The 19650-nt window shown below is 37.3% G+C and carries 16 protein-coding genes; all 16 read left to right on the top strand.

The window, feature by feature from the left end:
- The first annotated feature begins 84 nt into the window (after positions 1–84).
- Positions 85–1713: a bacillithiol biosynthesis cysteine-adding enzyme BshC gene (gene bshC, locus KHA96_RS05880; protein WP_213128318.1), complete on the top strand. Its 1629-nt coding sequence runs from the start codon at positions 85–87 to the stop codon at positions 1711–1713.
- Between the two features lie 289 nt (positions 1714–2002).
- Positions 2003–2434: a division/cell wall cluster transcriptional repressor MraZ gene (gene mraZ, locus KHA96_RS05875; protein ID WP_213128703.1), complete on the top strand. Its 432-nt coding sequence runs from the start codon at positions 2003–2005 to the stop codon at positions 2432–2434.
- Positions 2435–2467: 33 nt separating this feature from the next.
- Positions 2468–3400, top strand: coding sequence for a 16S rRNA (cytosine(1402)-N(4))-methyltransferase RsmH (gene rsmH / locus KHA96_RS05870; protein WP_213128317.1), 933 nt, complete (start codon positions 2468–2470; stop codon positions 3398–3400).
- Positions 3401–3438: 38 nt separating this feature from the next.
- Entirely contained in the window at positions 3439–3801 is a 363-nt protein-coding gene (ftsL, locus tag KHA96_RS05865; RefSeq protein ID WP_213128316.1) for a cell division protein FtsL, read from the top strand.
- Complete coding sequence (locus tag KHA96_RS05860; RefSeq protein ID WP_213128315.1) at positions 3798–6020, top strand: penicillin-binding transpeptidase domain-containing protein; 2223 nt, start codon at positions 3798–3800, stop codon at positions 6018–6020. Before ftsL ends, KHA96_RS05860 begins: the two co-directional genes overlap by 4 nt.
- A gap of 668 nt (positions 6021–6688) precedes the next feature.
- Entirely contained in the window at positions 6689–7951 is a 1263-nt protein-coding gene (gene ltrA, locus KHA96_RS05855; RefSeq protein ID WP_213127439.1) for a group II intron reverse transcriptase/maturase, read from the top strand.
- A gap of 257 nt (positions 7952–8208) precedes the next feature.
- Positions 8209–10122, top strand: a complete 1914-nt coding sequence (locus tag KHA96_RS05850) for a stage V sporulation protein D (RefSeq protein WP_213128314.1) — start codon at positions 8209–8211, stop codon at positions 10120–10122.
- Between the two features lie 171 nt (positions 10123–10293).
- Positions 10294–11745 carry a UDP-N-acetylmuramoyl-L-alanyl-D-glutamate--2,6-diaminopimelate ligase gene (locus tag KHA96_RS05845; protein WP_213128313.1) on the top strand — a complete coding sequence of 484 codons (1452 nt, stop codon included), beginning with the start codon at positions 10294–10296 and terminating at the stop codon, positions 11743–11745.
- A 4-nt stretch (positions 11746–11749) separates the two neighbouring features.
- The gene (locus KHA96_RS05840; protein ID WP_213128312.1) at positions 11750–11959 is read left to right on the top strand and encodes a hypothetical protein; all 210 of its coding nucleotides are present in this window, start codon (positions 11750–11752) and stop codon (positions 11957–11959) included.
- Complete coding sequence (gene mraY, locus KHA96_RS05835) at positions 11956–12930, top strand: phospho-N-acetylmuramoyl-pentapeptide-transferase (RefSeq protein ID WP_213128311.1); 975 nt, start codon at positions 11956–11958, stop codon at positions 12928–12930. Before KHA96_RS05840 ends, mraY begins: the two co-directional genes overlap by 4 nt.
- Before the next feature lies 1 nt (position 12931).
- Complete coding sequence (gene murD / locus KHA96_RS05830) at positions 12932–14293, top strand: UDP-N-acetylmuramoyl-L-alanine--D-glutamate ligase (protein WP_213128310.1); 1362 nt, start codon at positions 12932–12934, stop codon at positions 14291–14293.
- Between the two features lie 79 nt (positions 14294–14372).
- Complete coding sequence (gene spoVE, locus KHA96_RS05825; protein WP_213128702.1) at positions 14373–15473, top strand: stage V sporulation protein E; 1101 nt, start codon at positions 14373–14375, stop codon at positions 15471–15473.
- Positions 15474–16323: 850 nt separating this feature from the next.
- Positions 16324–17430, top strand: coding sequence for an undecaprenyldiphospho-muramoylpentapeptide beta-N-acetylglucosaminyltransferase (gene murG / locus KHA96_RS05820; RefSeq protein ID WP_213128309.1), 1107 nt, complete (start codon positions 16324–16326; stop codon positions 17428–17430).
- Between the two features lie 32 nt (positions 17431–17462).
- On the top strand, positions 17463–18239 hold the full coding sequence (locus tag KHA96_RS05815) for a cell division protein FtsQ/DivIB (protein ID WP_213128308.1): 777 nt from the start codon (positions 17463–17465) through the stop codon (positions 18237–18239).
- Positions 18217–18927, top strand: coding sequence for a DUF881 domain-containing protein (locus KHA96_RS05810; protein ID WP_213128307.1), 711 nt, complete (start codon positions 18217–18219; stop codon positions 18925–18927). The genes KHA96_RS05815 and KHA96_RS05810 overlap by 23 nt, the downstream gene beginning before the upstream one ends.
- Positions 18924–19649, top strand: coding sequence for a DUF881 domain-containing protein (locus tag KHA96_RS05805; protein WP_213128306.1), 726 nt, complete (start codon positions 18924–18926; stop codon positions 19647–19649). The genes KHA96_RS05810 and KHA96_RS05805 overlap by 4 nt, the downstream gene beginning before the upstream one ends.
- Position 19650: the final 1 nt, after the last annotated feature.

The following is a 19650-nucleotide window of genomic DNA, read 5'->3' as shown; positions in this document are numbered from 1 at the left end:
ATAGATTTTAAAACAACATAATATCTTTTCTCATAAGTTTTTGCTATACTAACGCTTAGAAAATATAGAAAGGAAGTACGGCTTATGGAACTTGAAAGCATAGTCATTCCAGCGACGAACGACTTTGCTTCTCTTTATATAGAACAAAAAGAGCCTGTAAAAGGTTTTTTTCATTACGATATAACGGAGAACACTGTTTATGAAAAGCGATATCGTGATCTCATGTCAAGAAATATAGATCGAGCTGGAATAGTAAGAGTAATTGAGAATTATATGATGAAATTTCCTCAAACCGATAAAACAAAAAAATCATTAGATAAGCTTCAAGATGAACGTTCAGTAGTTGTTATTGGTGGACAGCAAGCTGGTTTATTAACTGGACCTCTTTATACAATACATAAAATTATCTCGATTATAAAGCTTGCTGAGGAGCAGGAAAAAAAGCTTAATAGACCAGTCATTCCTGTTTTTTGGATTGCAGGGGAAGACCATGATTTCCTAGAAATCAATCATATCTATGCAGAAGCAGGACAGTCTCTAAAAAAGATTTCTTTTTCCGGCAATAATGACGAAAAAAGAATGAGCTCGCATATTTATTTCAATAAAGACGATATGCATAATTGGGTCGATTCAGTTTTCATGCATTTTGGAGAAAAGGAAAATACGAAGGATTTATTATCAGAATTACATACAGCAATCGCGGAATATGACTCTATAACTGATCTTTTTTCTTTTATCGTTATGTCCCTTTTTAAAGATTATGGTTTGCTCATTATAGATTCTGCTGACCCTGGCTTAAGACGTCTGGAAGAACCATTCTTTTCTAATATGATCGATCAAAATGTAGATATAACACAAGCTGTTTTAAAACAACAAAAAGAGATAGAGAATCATGGTTTTAAAAAGGCCATTGAAATGGAAAAAGATGCAGCTAATTTATTTTACTACTTACATAATGAGCGAATTTTATTGGACTACGATCCTGTAGGCAATTGCTTTTTTTCAAAAAAAGCAGAACTTCGGATACATAAGGAAGAATTAAGTGAATTATTAAGGCGGAATCCCGAGAAGTTTAGCAATAATGTCGTATCAAGGCCCTTAATGCAGGAGTGGTTATTTCCAACACTGGCTTTCATAGCTGGACCAGGTGAAATCGCTTACTGGGGCGAATTAAAACAAGCTTTCGCCATTTTAGGGATTAAGATGCCCCCGATTATTCCAAGAATGAATATGACATTTCTTGATGCTGCTATAGAACGAGACATAAACGATTTGGAACTGTCTATTGAAGATATCCTTAAAAATGGAGTTACACGAAATAAAGCTTTATTCTTAGAAAATATGGCAGATAAAAAGTTGCATCATATTCTTGATAATCTCAAAACATTTATGGAAAAACAGTATCATTCCATTTTCAAAAGATTAGAAGAAAGTGATCGTGGATTATTGCCTTTAGCGAGAAAAAATCTCACTATACATTTGAATCAAATTAATTTTATAGAGCAAAAATCAAGTTTATCGATTGAAATGAAGCATCAAACTATTTTGGACAAATATAATAGGATTGAACGCCATTTACGACCAAATGGCATCCCCCAAGAGCGTATATGGAATATTTATTATTACTTAAATGAAATGGGCGAAAGCTTTATACATCAATTAATGGATGAACAATATGTATTTGATGGAACACATAAATTAATTAAAATATGAATTGTAACGACTATCTTATTATTGAAGCATGTCTTCAATAGTAAGATAGTTTTTTTTTGAGAAAAGTAAGGAATTGTATAGGAACAGCGCCTATCTACTAAGCCTGATGCTATAAGGAAGTTTGATTTGACCGCTAGGAGGAATCATGATTCCTTATCTCTGCCTGAGGTCCCGACGTTTGTATGTAGTCAATCGCTATGCTCTCGCATTTTCTTTATTTCATATTAAAAAATGGTGGTAGAAAGTGGGGGGATGTGGTACAGTAAAGTTAGAAAGTGGGGACAAGTCTATGTTCATGGGAGAATATCAACATAACATTGATACGAAGGGCCGTTTAATCGTCCCTGCTAAATTTCGTGAACATCTCGGTGAGAATTTTGTCATTACCCGTGGACTTGATCAATGTTTATTTGGATATCCACTCGAAGAATGGCGACTTTTGGAGGAAAAATTAAAAACGCTCCCTATGACTAAGAAGGATGCTAGAGCATTTACGAGATTTTTTTTCTCCGGTGCCGTTGAATGCGAATTGGATAAACAAGGCAGAATAAATTTGCCAACACCACTACTTGGCTATGCTAAACTAATAAAAGAATGTGTGATTTTAGGGGTATCAAACAGAATAGAGATTTGGAGCAAGGATATTTGGGAAGACTATTTTGCAAAGTCAGAAGAATCTTTTGCCGAAATTGCAGAGAACATGATTGATTTTGACATTTAGTCGATTTTTGGAAAGGCTGAAAGGTGACATCTAATGTTTAATCATACTACCGTTTTATTGAATGAAACTGTCGAAGGATTGAATATTCATCCAGATGGGATTTATGTGGATTGTACACTCGGGGGTGGGGGTCACTCTGAACTAATCCTTTCCAAGTTATCTACAGAAGGTAGATTGATCGCTTTTGATCAAGATGAGACAGCTATCCTTCATGCGAAAGAAAAACTTTCGAAGTACGAAGAAAACTTGATTTTTGTAAAAAGCAATTTTAAATATATAGAAGAAAAAATTAACAGCGTCGGTATACATAAAGTGGATGGGATATTATATGATTTGGGGGTTTCTTCCCCACAATTGGATACTCCGGAAAGAGGATTCAGTTATCACCACGATGCACCACTTGATATGAGGATGGATCTTCAAGGAAAAGTTTCAGCCTATGATGTAATTAACGGGTGGTCTTACGAGGATATGGTTCGTATTTTTTTCCATTACGGCGAAGAGAAATTTTCTAAGCAAATTGCTAGAAAGATTGAAGCGGCAAGAGAAAAAAAACCGATCGAAACGACAGGTGAATTAGTTGAATTAATTAAAGATGGGATACCAGCACCAGCTAGAAGAAAAGGTGGGCATCCCGCAAAACGTATTTTTCAAGCAATTCGTATCGCTGTAAATGATGAACTGCATGCATTTGAAAGTTCTTTAAAACAAGCAATCGATCTGCTTAACCCTTCTGGAAGAATTAGTGTTATTACTTTTCACTCTTTAGAAGATAGAATATGTAAATCCGTATTTAAAGAAGCAAGCAACGGTCCCGCATTGCCTCCTGGAATGCCTGTCATACCTGAAGGCTATGAACCGACGTTAAAGCTTGTTAATCGAAAACCAATTATTCCTTCTGAACTGGAATTAAAAGAAAACAATCGATCACGTTCAGCAAAATTAAGAATTGCAGAAAAGATATAAAATTCATTTTAGGCAATTTGATGTAGGGGGAAGACATTTTGAGTAATTTAGCTCGAAAACATTATCAACAACATATTGAAACTCAACAACCAACACAAGTCCAAGTAAAAACCATTAGACGTCATGCAAAAATAACTCCTGGAGAAAAATTTCTTTCCATACTACTCGTTGCTTTTGTTATAGTCATGGCGGTTCAAATTATTTCCGCTCAAACGAAAATATATGAAGTGAATAAAAATATTGAAGATGTGAAATCTGCTATTTTTGAACAGCAAAAAATAAATGGCGATTTGGAGTCACAAGTAAAAGAATTAAGCAGCAATGAAAGAGTAATGAAAATAGCGAGAAAATCAGGGTTAGACTTGGATGAAAATAACGTCAGGGTTGTTGAGAATAAATGAAAAACACTAAAAAGAATATGAACATAGGAGCAGCGTTTTTCTTTATTTTCTTCAGCCTGCTCTTTTTTGTCTTGATTATAAGATTTGTTACCATTCAGTATACTGGTGAAGCAGAAGGGAAGGTACTTTCAGCAAAGGCTGCCCAACTATATTTGCGTCAAGAAAAAATCCCTGCGAAAAGAGGGGCGATTTACGACCATACTGGTGAGGTTATAGCCGAAGATTCTGCATCGTATACATTAGTCGCTATCCTTGATAAGGATTTAACGACCGACCCTGAACACCCTAGACACGTTGTGGATCCGCAAATGACTGCATCCAAATTAGCTAATGAAATTGATATGAGCGAAAAGGAGCTTTATGAGAGACTAACGAAAGAAGCGAGAAAACAGGTAGAGTTTGGGGTAGCTGGAAAAGATTTATCCCATAGTGTGAAGAAAAAAATAGAATCGTTAAAGTTGCCTGGAATATCCTTTATTAAAGAGTCTAAACGCTTTTATCCAAATGGAATCTTTTCTTCCCATTTAATTGGTTATGCTCAAAAAGAAGTAAATAAAAAAAATAAAACATCTGAAATAGTTGGACAGACGGGTCTCGAAAAAAGCTATAATGATTTATTAAAGGGGACAGATGGTTCTATTCAATATGAGGGAGATATTTGGAATTACATCATTCCGAATAAAAGTAAACATGTTATTGAACCTGTAAATGGACACGAAATCTATTTAACACTTGATAAAAAAATTCAAACTTTTCTAGAAGATGCAATGAATAAAGTGGATAAACAATATAAACCAAAAAGAATTATGGCAGTAGTCGCTGATCCGAAAACCGGCAAAGTCCTTGCTATGGGTCAACGACCGACATATCATCCTACGACAAGGGTAGGGATTGACAAGTCGTGGCATAACGAAATCATTGAAACTTCTTTTGAACCGGGCTCCACAATGAAAATCTTTTCATTAGCAGCAGCGATTGAAAAGAAAGCATTTAATCCAAATGGGACATTTCCTTCTGGTAGATATTATGTTAACAAAAGTGACTATATTGGAGATCATAACGGTGGAAGAGGTTGGGGACCCATTACATATTTGGAAGGGGTACAGCGTTCTTCAAACGTAGGCTTTGCCTACTTGCTTGAAAAAATGGGCACTGAAGCTTGGCGGGAGTATATGGATAAATTTAAATTTGGAACACCAACTGGTATCGATCTCCCAAATGAGGTTCCAGGGAAAATTTTATATGATTGGCCTATTGAAAAGGTTACAAGTGTTTTTGGGCAAGGTACAACTGTAACAGCTATGCAAATGGTTCAAGCTATGACTGCTATTGCAAATGATGGGAAAATGATGAAACCTTATGTTGTAGAGAAAATAGTCAATCCTAATGATGGCACAGAAGAGAAGACAAAACCCGAAATAGTTGGCCAACCAATCAGTAAGGAAACTGCAAACGAAGTAGGAAGTATTCTGGAAACCGTTCTTACCTCTGAACATGGAACTGGGGGAAGATATAAAATTGATGGCTATAAGGTAGCTGGAAAAACTGGAACAGCTCAAATTCCTGGTCCTGATGGAAAGTACTTAAAAGGGTATGATGATTATGTGTTTTCGTTCCTTGGAATGGCTCCTGCTGATGATCCGAAATTAATTATGTATGTTGCTGTTGAACAACCGAATTTAAAAGAAGATGAGAATGGTAACTTAGAAAATGGAAGTGTTCCCGTTTCAATGATTTTTAATACTGTAATGAAAAGCAGTTTACAGTATTTGAATATTCAACCTGAGGAAATTCCAGATACTAAAATTGCAAGTCTTCCTGATTTTTCAAAAATGAAAACTAATGAAGCGATCGATTATGTAAAGGATAATGCATTGGTTCCGATTATTATAGGAGAAGGAGAAAAGATAATTGACCAATCTCCAAATGCGGGAGTTTCCTTAATTGAAGGAGAAAAGATTGTTCTTAAAACAGATGGAAATCTTACGTTGCCTAATATGACCGGATGGTCGAAACGTGATGTGCTAACTGTCGCGAAGTTGGCTAATTTAAACGTGAATATAGTAGGGGACGGATTTGCTGCAAAACAAAATATTAAAGCTGACACACCAATTGGCGAAGGTGATCATCTAGTCGTAAACTTTGAAACACCTAAGCAAAAAATTGACCGAGAGAAATCAGAAAAAAATAAAGAAGATGAAGATAAACCATTAAATTAATTGAAAAGCAGCGGCTTCGGCCGCTGCTTTTCAAATTGGCTCCATCGTCTATTGAATAGAAAACTTATTATCCTCTTCCCTACAATCGATTCGTTCTATAGGACGAATCGATTTACTGTGCGCCCAGCATGGGCGTAGTCTATAGGGTGCAAGTCCCGAACTGCGAAGGCAGAAGTAGCAGTTAGCTTAACGCAAGGGTGTCCACGGTGACGTGGAATCTGAAGGAAGCGAGCGGCAAACCTCCGGTCTGAGGAACACGAACTTCATATTAGGCTATTTACGATTGGGTGAGTTTGCAGTACAGAACAAAGCCCTTTCTGCCGAAGGTTGTATGTAGTAAATGAAGCAGATAGGTGGAGGGAAAGACTACGTTCTTACCTGGGGAGGTCTGATTGGAACGCCAAGTTCACTTGGTAACCTATCCAGTGATGGATAGCTGAACAATCAGAAGTCAGCAGAGGCCATAGTACCATTCGAACTCGAGAAGAATGGGAAGGGCTGAACAATTAAGAGAGAGCAACATCTTGGCATTCAGTAACCTGCGATGAACACAGATAACCGATAAGGCATGCTTGAAGGAGGATATGGTGAATCCCATGGGGGACTTCAAGATGGTGGAGCAGAACTGGCATAAGTGGAATCGTTGTTCACGGAAAGAGGCGTAACCAATGTTAATGGAACGAATACTGTCACGGGAAAACCTCCTTTCCGCCCTGAAAAGGGTGGAACGAAATAAAGGAAGTCATGGTGTGGATGGGATGTCCGTACAAAACCTACGAGAGCATATCAAGAAACACTGGGAATCCATGAAAATGGAACTTCTTGAGGGTACCTATACACCGCAACCCGTCCGCAGGGTCGAAATCCCGAAACCTGACGGTGGGGTGCGATTATTAGGTATCCCTACCGTAACAGACCGTCTCATTCAACAAGCAATTGCCCAAGTTTTAACGACTATATATGACCCGATGTTCTCAGACCATAGTTATGGATTTCGACCAGGTCGAAGCGCCCATGATGCGGTTAGGAAAGCAAAAGGTTATATACAGGAAGGTTATCGTTGGGTGGTTGATATCGACTTGGAGAAGTTCTTCGACAGAGTAAACCATGACAAATTAATGGGGACACTAGCGAAACGAATCGAAGATAAACGCCTGCTTAAGTTAATCCGTAAATATCTAGAATCGGGAATCATGATAAATGGCATTGTGACAACCAGTGAGGAAGGAACTCCACAAGGAGGACCTCTCAGTCCTTTACTCTCTAACATTGTCCTTGACGAATTTGACAAGAAGTTAGAGGAAAGAGGTCACAAATTTGTACGATACGCCGATGATGCTAATATCTATGTGAAAACAATGAAAGCAGGAAACCGGGTGATGGATTCCATCACCTTGTTTATAGAAGGAAAGCTTAAGCTGAAAGTTAATTTGAAAAAGTCAGCTGTAGACCGTCCTTGGAAGAGGAAATTTCTTGGATTCAGTTTTACCTTTCATAAAGAACCCAAAGTTCGGATTGCCAAAGAAAGCGTGAAACGGATGAAGAATAAAATCCGAGAAATTACCTCAAGAAAGAAACCTTATCCCATGGAATATCGAATAGAGAAACTAAACCAATATCTAATGGGATGGTGCGGATACTTCGCCCTGGCAGATACGCCAAGTGTATTCAGGGAGTTTGATTCATGGATTAGAAGAAGACTTCGGATGTGTATGTGGAAGAATTGGAAGAAACCAAGCACGAAGGTGAGGAACCTCATTAGACTTGGCGTTCCGAAAGGAAAGGCTTATGAATGGGGAAACTCACGTAGAAGTTATTGGAGAATCTCCAAAAGTCCGATACTACACAGAACCCTTGGAAACTCCTACTGGAATTCCCAAGGGCTCAAAAGTCTATTATCTCGTTACGAAACTTTGCGTCACCAATCTTAGTTGAACCGCCGTATACCGAACGGTATGTACGGTGGTGTGAGAGGTCGGGGGTTAATCACTCCCTCCTACTCGATTTATTCAAGACAGTCAAGAGGAACTTCGACTAAAACTGCCGCCTCCCGTGGAAACTTCAACTGACCCGCAACCTTAGGAACTGTAGGTCGATAGGTAAGGGGTGCCTTCGCTTTTGTTTTCGTTCTACTAACAAAGGACAAGGCATAAGCTTAAACGAACGAGAAAATGAGGGGGTCCTTATTTTGAAGCGTGTTTCAACAGTTACAGTAAGAAAAAGACTATCATTCATTCTAGCAGCAGGTTTATTCATCTTTTTTATTATTGATGTAAGATTAGGATATGTTCAATTTGGAATGAGCAATGTATTAACTGAGAGAGCAAGGGATTCGTGGAGCAGAAATATCCCTTTTGAACCTGAACGAGGAAAAATAGTAGATCGTAATGGAGTAGCGATTGCAACGAATCAAAGTGCTCCTACTGTTTTTGTAATACCAAGACAAATTGAAGACCCTGCAGTAGCGGCAGAAAAACTTGCTGCTGCATTAAATATGTCAAAAGAAACGCTATATAAACAAATGGTGAAGAATTCGTCAATCGAAAGAATACGTGAAGGAAGAAAGATCTCTTTTGAAAAGGCAATGGAAGTACGTGAATTAAATTTAAAAGGTGTTTATATTGCAGAAGATTCAAAACGTCATTATCCCTTTGGCAGTTATCTTTCACACGTTCTTGGATTTACTGGAATAGATAATCAAGGATTGATGGGACTTGAACTATATTACGATAAAGAATTGAGTGGAAAGAAAGGTTCTGTACAATTTTTCTCGGATGCAAAAGGAAGAAGAATGCCTGATATGTCAGATGAATATGATCCACCTATTGATGGCTATGATCTGAAATTGACAATAGACACAAAAATCCAATCAATTGTCGAAAGAGAACTAGATAATGCTGAAGCTTTATATAATCCTGATGGAATCGTCACAATTGCCATGAATCCAAAAAATGGCGAGATATTAGCAATGTCGAGTAGACCTTCGTTTAATCCAGCAGACTTTAGGGAAGTTCCCCAAGAAGTATATAATCGTAATTTACCAATTTGGAGTACATACGAGCCTGGGTCTACTTTTAAAATCATTACACTGGCGGCTGCTCTGGAAGAAGGCAAGGTTGATCTAGAGAACGATCATTTCCATGATCCTGGTTTTGTTAAAGTTGGTGGAGCTACACTAAAATGTTGGAAAAGAGGAGGGCATGGAAGTGAAACATTTCTTGAGGTAGTTGAAAATTCATGCAACCCAGGATTTGTTGAACTTGGTAATAGAGTTGGTAAAGAAAAGCTATTCAAATATATAAAGGATTTTGGCTTTGGGCAAAAGACGGGCATTGACCTTGCAGGTGAAGGAACAGGAATTCTTTTTAAAATGGATCAAGTAGGACCAGTTGAACTAGCTACAACTGCATTTGGCCAAGGGGTTTCTGTCACTCCAATTCAACAAGTCGCTGCAGTAGCTGCAGCAGTGAACGGTGGTATACTTTATCAGCCTTTTATTGCTAAAGAATTGATCGATCCGATTACTGGAGAAGTTGCTATGAGAAAGACTCCAGTCGCAAAGCGCAGGGTCATTTCTGAATCAACTTCAAAGGAAATCCGACATGCTCTTGAGAGTGTGGTAGCTCAAGGTACGGGAGGAAATGCCTTTATTGAATCTTATCGCGTAGGAGGAAAAACTGGGACTGCACAGAAGGCAAAGGACGGGAGATATTTGGAAAACAATCATATCGTTTCATTTATCGGTTTTGCTCCAGCAGATGACCCGCAAATCGTCGTATATACAGCAGTCGATAATCCGAAGGGAATCGTCCAATTTGGAGGAACAGTGGCAGCTCCTATCGTTGGTAAAATGATGGAGGATTCTTTACGGGCAATGGGTGTAGAGCCTAGAAAAAATCAGATTGAAAAAGAAAGAAAATGGAATGATCCAGTGATGGTGAGTGTTCCTGACTTAAAGGGTATGACAATCAAAGAAATTCAACAGCAAATGTACAATCTGCAGCTTAAAACGAGTGGTGAAGGGTCAGAAGTAGTTCAACAAGTTCCTGAACCAGGTGTTAAGGTGGAAGAAGGTTCCGTTATACGGATTTACATGAAATAGCTTCCGCAGGCGGCATGAGACTCTCATGGCCGCCTATTGTATGAATAAAATCAAAAAAAATACAAACGATGATGGCTTCATTTACAATAATTTTGTAGAATAGAAAAGAATGCTTTTATTGAAGTGAATATATCATCTCTATAGAGAAGCGCCCGAAAGGACTGATTTAACTTGAAATTACATACACTGTTACACTCGATTCCTTTTATAAAAATGCCGGATGATAATCCTGAAATCACTAGTATTGTAAATAACAATAAACAAGTGAAGCCTGGATCATTATTTATTTGTGTTACTGGTCTCGTTTTTGATGGCCATACCTTTGCAAGGGAAGCTGTTGAAAATGGAGCTGCAGCCATCTTAGCGGAAAAAAAATTAGATCTAAATGTTCCAGTCATTGTTGTAAAAGACACAAAGAGGGCAATGGCGATCCTCGCAGATTTTTTTTATGGGCACCCAACCAAACACTTACATTTGATCGGTATTACCGGTACAAATGGAAAGACTACGACAAGCCATTTGATTGAATCTATATTCCGTGAATATGAGAAGGTTACTGGATTAATCGGAACCATTAATATGAAAATAGGGAACAAAACAATCGAAACGAAAAATACCACTCCAGATAGTCTTGTTCTTCAATCTGTTTTTCATAACATGGTAAATGAAAAAGTTGATGTTGCTATTATGGAAGTTTCGTCTCATGCTTTAGTGCAAGGCAGGGTTAATGGCTGCGATTATGATGTAGCTATTTTTACAAATTTAACACAGGATCATCTTGATTATCACCATACAATGGAGGAGTATAGACTTGCAAAGAGCCTTTTATTTTCAAAACTTGGAAACTCCTATGATGAAAATAAAAAGTTTGCTGTATTAAATGCAGATGATGAAGCTAGCAAGAAATTTATGGTCGAAACATCGGCTCATATTGTAACATATGGGATTGATTTACCGTCAGATTTTATGGCAAGTAATATTGCTCTCGAAAATGGCGGTACGAGTTTTTTGCTGCGTACACCTGAAGGGGAAATGAAAGTTACACTTAAGCTAATGGGCAAGTTTAATATATACAATGCGCTTGCTTCTATAGCAGCAGCATACGTATCGGGTATACCTCTAGAAATCATCGTTCAAGCGATAGAAAAGACAACTGGTGTACCAGGAAGATTTGAATCAGTAAACGGCGGTCAGGATTTCTCAGTCATCGTAGATTATGCGCATACCCCTGATAGCTTAGAAAATGTATTAAAAACCATTCAGCAATTTGCGAAAAAACGAATATTTGCAATCGTAGGCTGCGGTGGTGACAGAGATCCTTCCAAGCGCCCGTTGATGGCTGAAATTGCCTGTAAATATTCAACAGATCCTATTTTCACTTCAGATAATCCAAGGAGTGAAGATCCTTTATCAATATTAGATGACATGGAAAAAGGGGCGACAGGGGATTATCAAATTATTTCTGATCGTGCGAAAGCAATTAAGACAGCAATTAAAACAGCAAGTGAAGGGGATATTGTATTAATCGCTGGAAAAGGACATGAAACATATCAAATTATTGGTGATCACGTATTTGACTTTGATGATAGGCTTATCGCGTTAAAAGCAATTAAGGAGCGATAATTATATGCCTACGTATTATGTGGATGATTCAATGGAAGCAATGGTAAAGCTAGTCCGCAAATATACAGAAAAAATTACTTTAAATAAATGTGGAGAAAGAGCGATAATGATGTTTTCTGAACAAGAATTACGAAAAGACAACACGAATTTTGAAATTTATAGTTTATTGAAGGAAAGTGAAGTAAGCAAGGAAATGAGGAATGAGGGTCAATGATGGAAAAGGTTATTTTGTTTGCACTAATAATGGGTTTTTTGATTACAGTTTTGCTATCTCCCCTCTTTATCCCGTTTCTTAGAAGGTTAAAATTTGGTCAAAGTATTCGGATAGAAGGTCCTAAATCCCATCAAAAAAAGAGCGGTACACCGACAATGGGTGGTATTTTAATTGTAATATCTGTTATTATTACCTCACTAGTGATGACTTTGAAATACTCTGAGCCTGGTTTGGAAATTTATTTGCTTTTATTTGTTTTAATCGGTTATGGTTTACTAGGTTTTCTAGATGACTTTATAAAAATTGCCCTTAAAAGAAATCTAGGATTGACTTCGAAACAAAAACTATTAGGGCAAATTGTTATTGCTCTAGTTTTTTATATTGTTTTGAAAATAAATGATTTCTCTACAGCAATTTCTATTCCTTTTACGGACTTCTCATTGGAACTAGGGTGGCTTTATCCGTTATTTGTCATTTTTTGGCTAGTTGGATTTTCAAATGCAGTCAATTTAACGGATGGACTTGATGGTTTACTTTCCGGCACAGCGGCAATTGCTTTTGGTGCTTTCGCCATTTTAGCATGGAGCACGTCGCAATATGATATATCTGTATTTGCAGTATCGGTAGTTGGTGCGGTTTTAGGTTTTCTTGTTTTTAATGCACATCCGGCAAAGGTTTTTATGGGGGATACAGGTTCTCTAGCCCTTGGAGGTGCTATAGCAGCGATTGCTATTTTGATAAAAATGGAATTGATACTCATTATTATTGGTGGGATATTTGTTATTGAAACATTATCGGTTATTTTACAGGTAGCTTCCTTTAAAACCACCGGTAAACGAATATTTAAAATGAGTCCTTTGCATCACCATTATGAACTGTCTGGTTGGTCTGAATGGCGAGTTGTCGTCACATTTTGGACAGTAGGCCTTCTTTGTTCAATTTTAGGAATTTATATTGAGGTGTGGATGTAGCATGTTAAATGTAAATGATTATCATTATAAAAAGGTACTTGTACTAGGGCTTGCGAAAAGTGGAGTCGTAGCTGCATCTCTTCTTCATCAACTTGGAGCTTTTGTGACCGTGAATGACTATAAGCCTTTTGAAGAGAATCCCGATGCTCAAGGGTTGCTTGAGCAAGGGATAAAGGTTGTTTGCGGCAGTCATCCAGTTGAACTGCTTGATGAAGGATTTGAATTAATTGTTAAAAATCCAGGGATCCCTTATTCGAATCCACTTGTTCAAGGTGCAGTGGAACTCGGAATTCCGATACTGACAGAAGTTGAATTGGCTTATCAAATCTCTGAAGCTGACATCATTGGGATTACCGGAACAAATGGTAAAACAACAACAACAACTTTAATTTATGAAATGCTGGACAAAGCGAGTCGTAATCCTTTAATTGCTGGAAATATTGGCACCGTTGCTTCAGAAGTAGCCCAAAAAGCGACTCCTGAAAATACGATGGTCGTTGAGCTATCATCCTTTCAATTAATGGGGATTAAATCGTTTAGACCTCATATAGCCATTGTCACAAATTTATATGAAGCACATCTAGACTATCATGATAGTTGGAGTGAGTATACTGGCGCTAAAATGAACATTACTAAAAATCAACTTGAAACTGATTTTGTCATCGTAAACGCTGATCAAAATGAACTAATGGAATTAATTCGCTTCACGAAAGCAAAAATCATCCCATTTTCAACAAAGAACTATTTGCAAGAAGGAGCTTCCATAAGGAACGGAATGCTTACCTTTATGGGGGAAGAAATTATAAGTTTGGATGAAATCATTTTGCCTGGTGCTCATAATTTAGAAAATATCTTATCTGCAACAGCGGCAGTTAAACTGTTAGGTGTGGATAATGAGTCTATCCGCAAAGTATTAACTACGTTTACAGGTGTTAAACATAGAACCCAATATGTTGAAGAAATCAATGGAAGAAAATTTTATAATGATTCAAAGGCAACTAATATATTAGCAGCATCAAGTGCCTTAAATGCATTTGATAAGCCTGTTATTCTCCTTGCTGGGGGACTTGATCGCGGAAATACATTTGATGAATTAATCCCTGCATTAGATGGTGTAAAAGCGCTTATCCTTTTTGGTGAAACAGCAGAAAAAATTGAACAGGCTGGAAGAACGGCGGGAATAGAAACAATTCTTCGTGTCAACAATGTAGAAGATGCAGTTCCTGCCGCATATGAAATATCAAATTCTGGGGATGTTATTTTGCTTTCGCCTGCTTGTGCAAGCTGGGATCAATATAAAACATTTGAAGTTCGGGGTGATATTTTTATCGAGGCAGTGCATAAACTTAAAAAGAGCAGTTAATTTCGAGAGCATGCACATTGGACAAACACCGAGAATGCTCAAATAACGCTCAAATATTGAGTATGCAGAGGTGTTCAAGTTGCCCGTAAAAAAAACAGCTCCTGACTTTATATTGATTTTCTCTACAATGTTATTATTAGCTATTGGACTTATCATGGTTTATAGTGCAAGTGCCATATGGGCAAATTATAAATTCGCCGACTCCTTTTTCTTTGCGAAACGGCAGCTACTCTTTGCTGGTCTTGGGTTTGCAGCGATGTTTATGGTGATGAATATAGACTATTGGGTTATTAAAAAATGGGCCAAGCCATTATTGATCATCTGTTTTATATTATTGGTTGCTGTATTAATTCCAGGAATAGGGGTCGAAAGAAATGGATCGCAAAGCTGGATTGGTGTCGGGGCTTTTTCTATACAGCCTTCTGAATTTATCAAACTTGCTATGATCGCTTTTCTAGCTAAGTTTCTTTCTGAACATCAACGAAATATTACAACAGTAAAGAAAGGATTATTCCCTACATTAGGTTTGGTTTTCTTAGCTTTTGGAATGATCATGCTTCAACCAGATTTAGGAACAGGAACGGTTATGGTTGGAACATGTGTTATTATGATATTTATTGCGGGGGCGAGAATAGCCCATTTTGTTGTTCTCGGTTTTTTTGGCATAGCAGGCTTTGTTGCTCTTGTTATATCTGCTCCGTACAGAATTGCGAGAATTACATCATTCCTTGATCCGTGGCAGGACCCGCAAAATACTGGTTTTCAAATTATCCAATCCTTATATGCAATAGGTCCAGGCGGATTATTTGGATTGGGACTTGGAGAGAGCAGGCAGAAATTCTTCTATTTGCCGGAACCTCAGACCGATTTTATTTTTGCTATCCTTGCGGAAGAACTTGGATTTATAGGTGGTAGCCTTGTCCTGTTTTTATTTGCTCTCCTTTTATGGAGAGGAGTTAGAATCGCACTTGGTGCCCCTGATCTTTTTGGCAGTTTTCTCGCTGTCGGGATTATTTCAATGATTGCAATACAAGTGATGATTAATATCGGGGTTGTAACGGGACTAATGCCAGTCACCGGAATAACATTGCCATTTCTCAGCTATGGCGGATCTTCGCTCACCTTAATGCTAATGGCTGTAGGAATTCTCCTAAACATAAGCCGATATTCAAAAATATAAATGCTTACAGAACCTTATAATGAGGTTCTTTTTTTTGACTTAATCAATAACACTCTTTTGAAAAACGAAAAGCTTGAAATTCATTTTTGAAAATTCTCAGTATCTGTAATTACCATGCTACCCTCAGTCTGAATACACTTCTCTTTCTTCGGGTGAGGAGTAAGCCTCCTCGGGCACTCCCTGAGGGATTCTCGCCTTTCACACACTTCCCGTAGGAGTCTGTGTGTATTCGGGATTGCTCAACGTATCAACTTTTGCTTCCTCTTTAGCACAAGAAGTTGAAAAAGGCATTATTAGTGGTCCGTTAATGGGGTCATACCCATTCTTGGATTGACATTCTCACATAACTTAAGTTTAGTCACCTGTTAATTGTAAAGATCCTTTCATCTAATTCCTCATCATAAGTCATCTGTTTTTTTTAAAAAAAATGATGGTCATCAACTGTTGCTTTTTGTTTTCCAAATGGGAAGGCTTTCCTATTTTATTCGGACAAAATTCCAAACTATTATATTTTGCTGAGTTGATTGTAGTGGAAGGCTCGCCGACTCCTGCGGGGAAAGCGAACAAGTGGGACCCTGCAGGAGCTTTAGCGACGAGGAGGCTCGCCGTTTGCCCCGCGAAGCGTCTGGAGCGGAAATCAACAGAATAGTTTAAGGAATGATACAAAAGGTCTGACCTAAAAAGTTATACTATTGGTACACCTTTTGCTTTATTTTAATATCACCGATAAACAAGGCGCTTGCGCTTTTTTTATTACAATTACGTTAAGAACCGTTTTTTCTTATGAAAAATATAGTAAGATAATAATTAAGTTAATTTATTGTAGATTACTGCTGATTGAGGTGGCAAAATGAAGGTCGTTGTAAGCGGCGGCGGTACAGGGGGGCATATTTATCCTGCACTTGCCTTGATAAAGACGATAAAAAAACAAAATCCAAATGTTGAATTTTTATATATTGGTACAGAAAAAGGTCTAGAAGCGAAAATTATTAAACGTGAGAACATTGCTTTTAAGGCGATTAATATTACAGGTTTTCGCCGTGCCTTATCGTTTGAAAATGTAAAAACAATCTTTCGATTTTTAAAAGGTGTAAGTGATAGTAAAAAAATCTTGAAAAATTTTGAACCTGATGTTGTCATAGGGACGGGAGGATACGTTTGTGGTCCTGTTGTTTACGCAGCAGCAAAAAGAAAAATACCAACAGTCATACATGAACAAAATAGCGTTCCAGGCTTGACCAATAGGTTTTTAAGCCGATATGTAAATAAAGTAGCAATTTGTTTTGAAGAAGTTCGTCAGTTTTTTCCAGCAGATAAAGTAGTAATGACTGGAAATCCAAGAGCCTCTGAAGTGCTCGTTTCTCAATCACCCAATATCTTACAATTTTTTGGTTTAAAAGAAAATATAAATACTGCCCTCGTTGTAGGTGGGAGCAGAGGTGCAAGACCAATTAATGAGGTTTTAATCAAATCACTATCTCGACTATCAAATAAACCGTATCAAATAATTTATGTAACAGGCGAAGTTCATTATGAAGAAGTCTCGAAGGAAGCAAATTTATTAGGAACAAATGAAAATGTTGCTATTGTTCCGTTTATCCACAATATGGAAGACGTTCTTGCGTCGATTGATGTTGTTGTTGGACGTGCAGGAGCGACATCTCTCGCAGAAATAACTGCACTCGGAATACCTTCCATATTGATACCAAGCCCTTACGTTACAAATAACCATCAAGTAAAAAATGCAACAGCACTTGTCAATAATGGTGCAGCAGTGATGCTAGAAGAAAGTGAATTGTCCTGTGATAAACTTATCGAAGCATTAGACTCAATTTTATTAGACGATAATAAAAAACTAACAATGGGGGAAGCAGCAAAGAAACTTGGAATTCCGGATTCCGCTGATAAAGTATTCGCCGTATTGCTAGAACTCGTAAACAATGACCAGAAATTGTAAAGATATATAAGGGTATAAAAGGGGTAGTGTGTATGGAGAAAGGGAAAGTCCTATCCCTAGAAGATAGGATTCCTAAAATAAAAGAGCATAGAAGACGAAAGGCAAATAGGCGGTTAATTTTTTTACTTGCTTTATTTTTTCTTCTTATTGTTTGCGTAATATATATTCAATCCCCACTTAGTCAAATTAATAGCATTGATGTGAACGGAATTGAACTAGTAACAAAAGAGAAAGCTATCGGCAGCTCCGAATTGAAAAAGGGTCAAAATATATGGAAAATAAATAAGAAGTTAGCAGCGAAAAACTTATTGTCTATTCCAGAGATTAAGCATGCTGAGGTTCTTACGAAATTTCCTAATAATATTGTGATCAACATTAAGGAATATTCTCCAATTGCTCTCCTAATGTCGGAAAAAGATTTCCATCCAGTTTTGGAAAATGGCACAATTCTTGAGGAAAATAGTAAGCTTGCTGACGCACCTATATTAATTAATTTCAAAGAAGGGGCAATTTTAGAAGACCTAGCAGCACAATTAAAAAAATTTCCGTCTGAAATATTAAATGCTGTTTCTGAAATTCATTATGATCCGAAAGAAACGGACAAGTATCATGTATATTTATTTATGAATGATGGTTTTGAAGTTAATGCAACAATCCCAACTCTTGCGACAAAAATGATCCATTATCCTTCGATTGTCAGTCAATTAGATCCGAAAGTGAAGGGTGTCATAGATTTAGAGGTTGGTTCTTTTTTCAAAGCGTATGATCTTGAAGAGGAGGAAATAAATGAAGGGGAAGAAGAAAGGTAAATATGTTGTTTTTTCTTTAGTCTTCTTAGTTTTTGGCTTCATTATTGCCTTCTCCTATAGTCAATCTAGCAAAGAAGATCCTATCTCCCATAAAATAACGGATAGACAATATGTAATGCAGAATAATTTGCGGAAGCAAATCATTGTTGCGCAAGACAAAAATAGAAAACTCCAAAAAGATTTATTTAAAAAACAAGAATCTGTTCGCAAATACGAAAAAGATTTATCAAATGAAGAAGAAATGTTTTCTGGCTTGGCGGAGGATGCAGAAAAATACCGGATGTTTCTTGGTAAGATGAAGGTGAAAGGCTCTGGAGTTGAAATTAGTCTTGAGGATGGAGAATACAATCAAAGCGAAGATGCAAATAACTATATAGTTCATGAGCACCATGTTTTCAAGGTTGTAAATGAGTTATATATAGCGGGGGCATCCGCTATATCTATCAACGGGCAACGACTTAATCATAATTCATATATTTATTGTAACGGTCCCGTCATTACAGTTGATGGTAATCCTTATCCGGCGCCATTTAAAATTGTGGCTATTGGAGATGTCAATACTCTAATATCTGCACTTAATATTACGGGCGGTGTTCGTGATCAGATTGTGAATGATAACATTATCTTTTCAATAGAAAAGAAAAAACAAATCATACTTGAACCGGTATTAGGAGAATCTTCATCATGAGCAATCAAGCTAAAATATACATAACAGTCATAACCGTTATTATAGGCTTTATGGTTGCTGTACAATTTAAAACGGTCCATGAACCTGCGACTAGAGATACGAGGGATATATGGGAGCTTCGGGAAACTCTATCCAATGAAATGAAGCTGCAGTCTAGGTTACTGGAAGAAATACGTCTCCATGATAAAAGGATAAATGATTATGCATCTGAAATTGAAGGAAGCAAAGAACAGGCATTGAAACAAACATTGGAGCAATTAAAGAAAGAAACAGGGCTGACAGAAGTAGAAGGGCCTGGAATTGTATTGACCATTGACTCCATTGATAAAGCGTTGCTTTTAGGGCAAAGGGTGAATTCAGTTTCACCTATGAATTTAAAACGTCTAATTAATGAATTAAATATGTATGGGGCCAAGGATATTTCGATAGATGGTGAAAGACTAATTAATACAACTGTAATACGAGATATTAACGGAGAAACAAAGGTCGGCACTCATTCTTTAAAAACACTTCCCTTTCATATTCATATTATTACAGAAAATTTGGGAGTAGCTGAAAAAATGTACAATAGAATGCAGATTTCCACTATTAAGGATGACTTTTTTATTGATAATTTAAAAGTTGATATATCTAAACCCAATAAATCGGTTGTTATTCCCGCTTATGTCGATCCAATTAAAATTCATAGTTTATATCCAGTCGAAGAAAAAGGGGATAGCTAAT

It is taken from the genome of Bacillus sp. FJAT-49711 (assembly GCF_018343715.1).
Classification (GTDB): Bacteria; Bacillota; Bacilli; order Bacillales; family Bacillaceae_C; genus Lederbergia.
The sequence above is the reverse complement of the archived record's forward strand: the minus strand, read 5'-3'. Positions and strand labels throughout refer to the sequence as shown.

Excerpts from the sequence above, each read along its gene's own strand:
- bshC (WP_213128318.1), top strand. The coding sequence starts at position 85 with ATGGAACTTGAAAGCATAGTCATTCCAGCGACGAACGACTTTGCTTCT.
- mraZ (WP_213128703.1), top strand. The coding sequence starts at position 2,003 with ATGTTCATGGGAGAATATCAACATAACATTGATACGAAGGGCCGTTTA.
- rsmH (WP_213128317.1), top strand. The coding sequence starts at position 2,468 with ATGTTTAATCATACTACCGTTTTATTGAATGAAACTGTCGAAGGATTG.
- KHA96_RS05860 (WP_213128315.1), top strand. The coding sequence starts at position 3,798 with ATGAAAAACACTAAAAAGAATATGAACATAGGAGCAGCGTTTTTCTTT.
- ltrA (WP_213127439.1), top strand. The coding sequence starts at position 6,689 with ATGTTAATGGAACGAATACTGTCACGGGAAAACCTCCTTTCCGCCCTG.
- KHA96_RS05840 (WP_213128312.1), top strand. The coding sequence starts at position 11,750 with ATGCCTACGTATTATGTGGATGATTCAATGGAAGCAATGGTAAAGCTA.
- mraY (WP_213128311.1), top strand. The coding sequence starts at position 11,956 with ATGATGGAAAAGGTTATTTTGTTTGCACTAATAATGGGTTTTTTGATT.
- murD (WP_213128310.1), top strand. The coding sequence starts at position 12,932 with ATGTTAAATGTAAATGATTATCATTATAAAAAGGTACTTGTACTAGGG.
- murG (WP_213128309.1), top strand. The coding sequence starts at position 16,324 with ATGAAGGTCGTTGTAAGCGGCGGCGGTACAGGGGGGCATATTTATCCT.
- KHA96_RS05815 (WP_213128308.1), top strand. The coding sequence starts at position 17,463 with ATGGAGAAAGGGAAAGTCCTATCCCTAGAAGATAGGATTCCTAAAATA.
- KHA96_RS05810 (WP_213128307.1), top strand. The coding sequence starts at position 18,217 with ATGAAGGGGAAGAAGAAAGGTAAATATGTTGTTTTTTCTTTAGTCTTC.
- KHA96_RS05805 (WP_213128306.1), top strand. The coding sequence starts at position 18,924 with ATGAGCAATCAAGCTAAAATATACATAACAGTCATAACCGTTATTATA.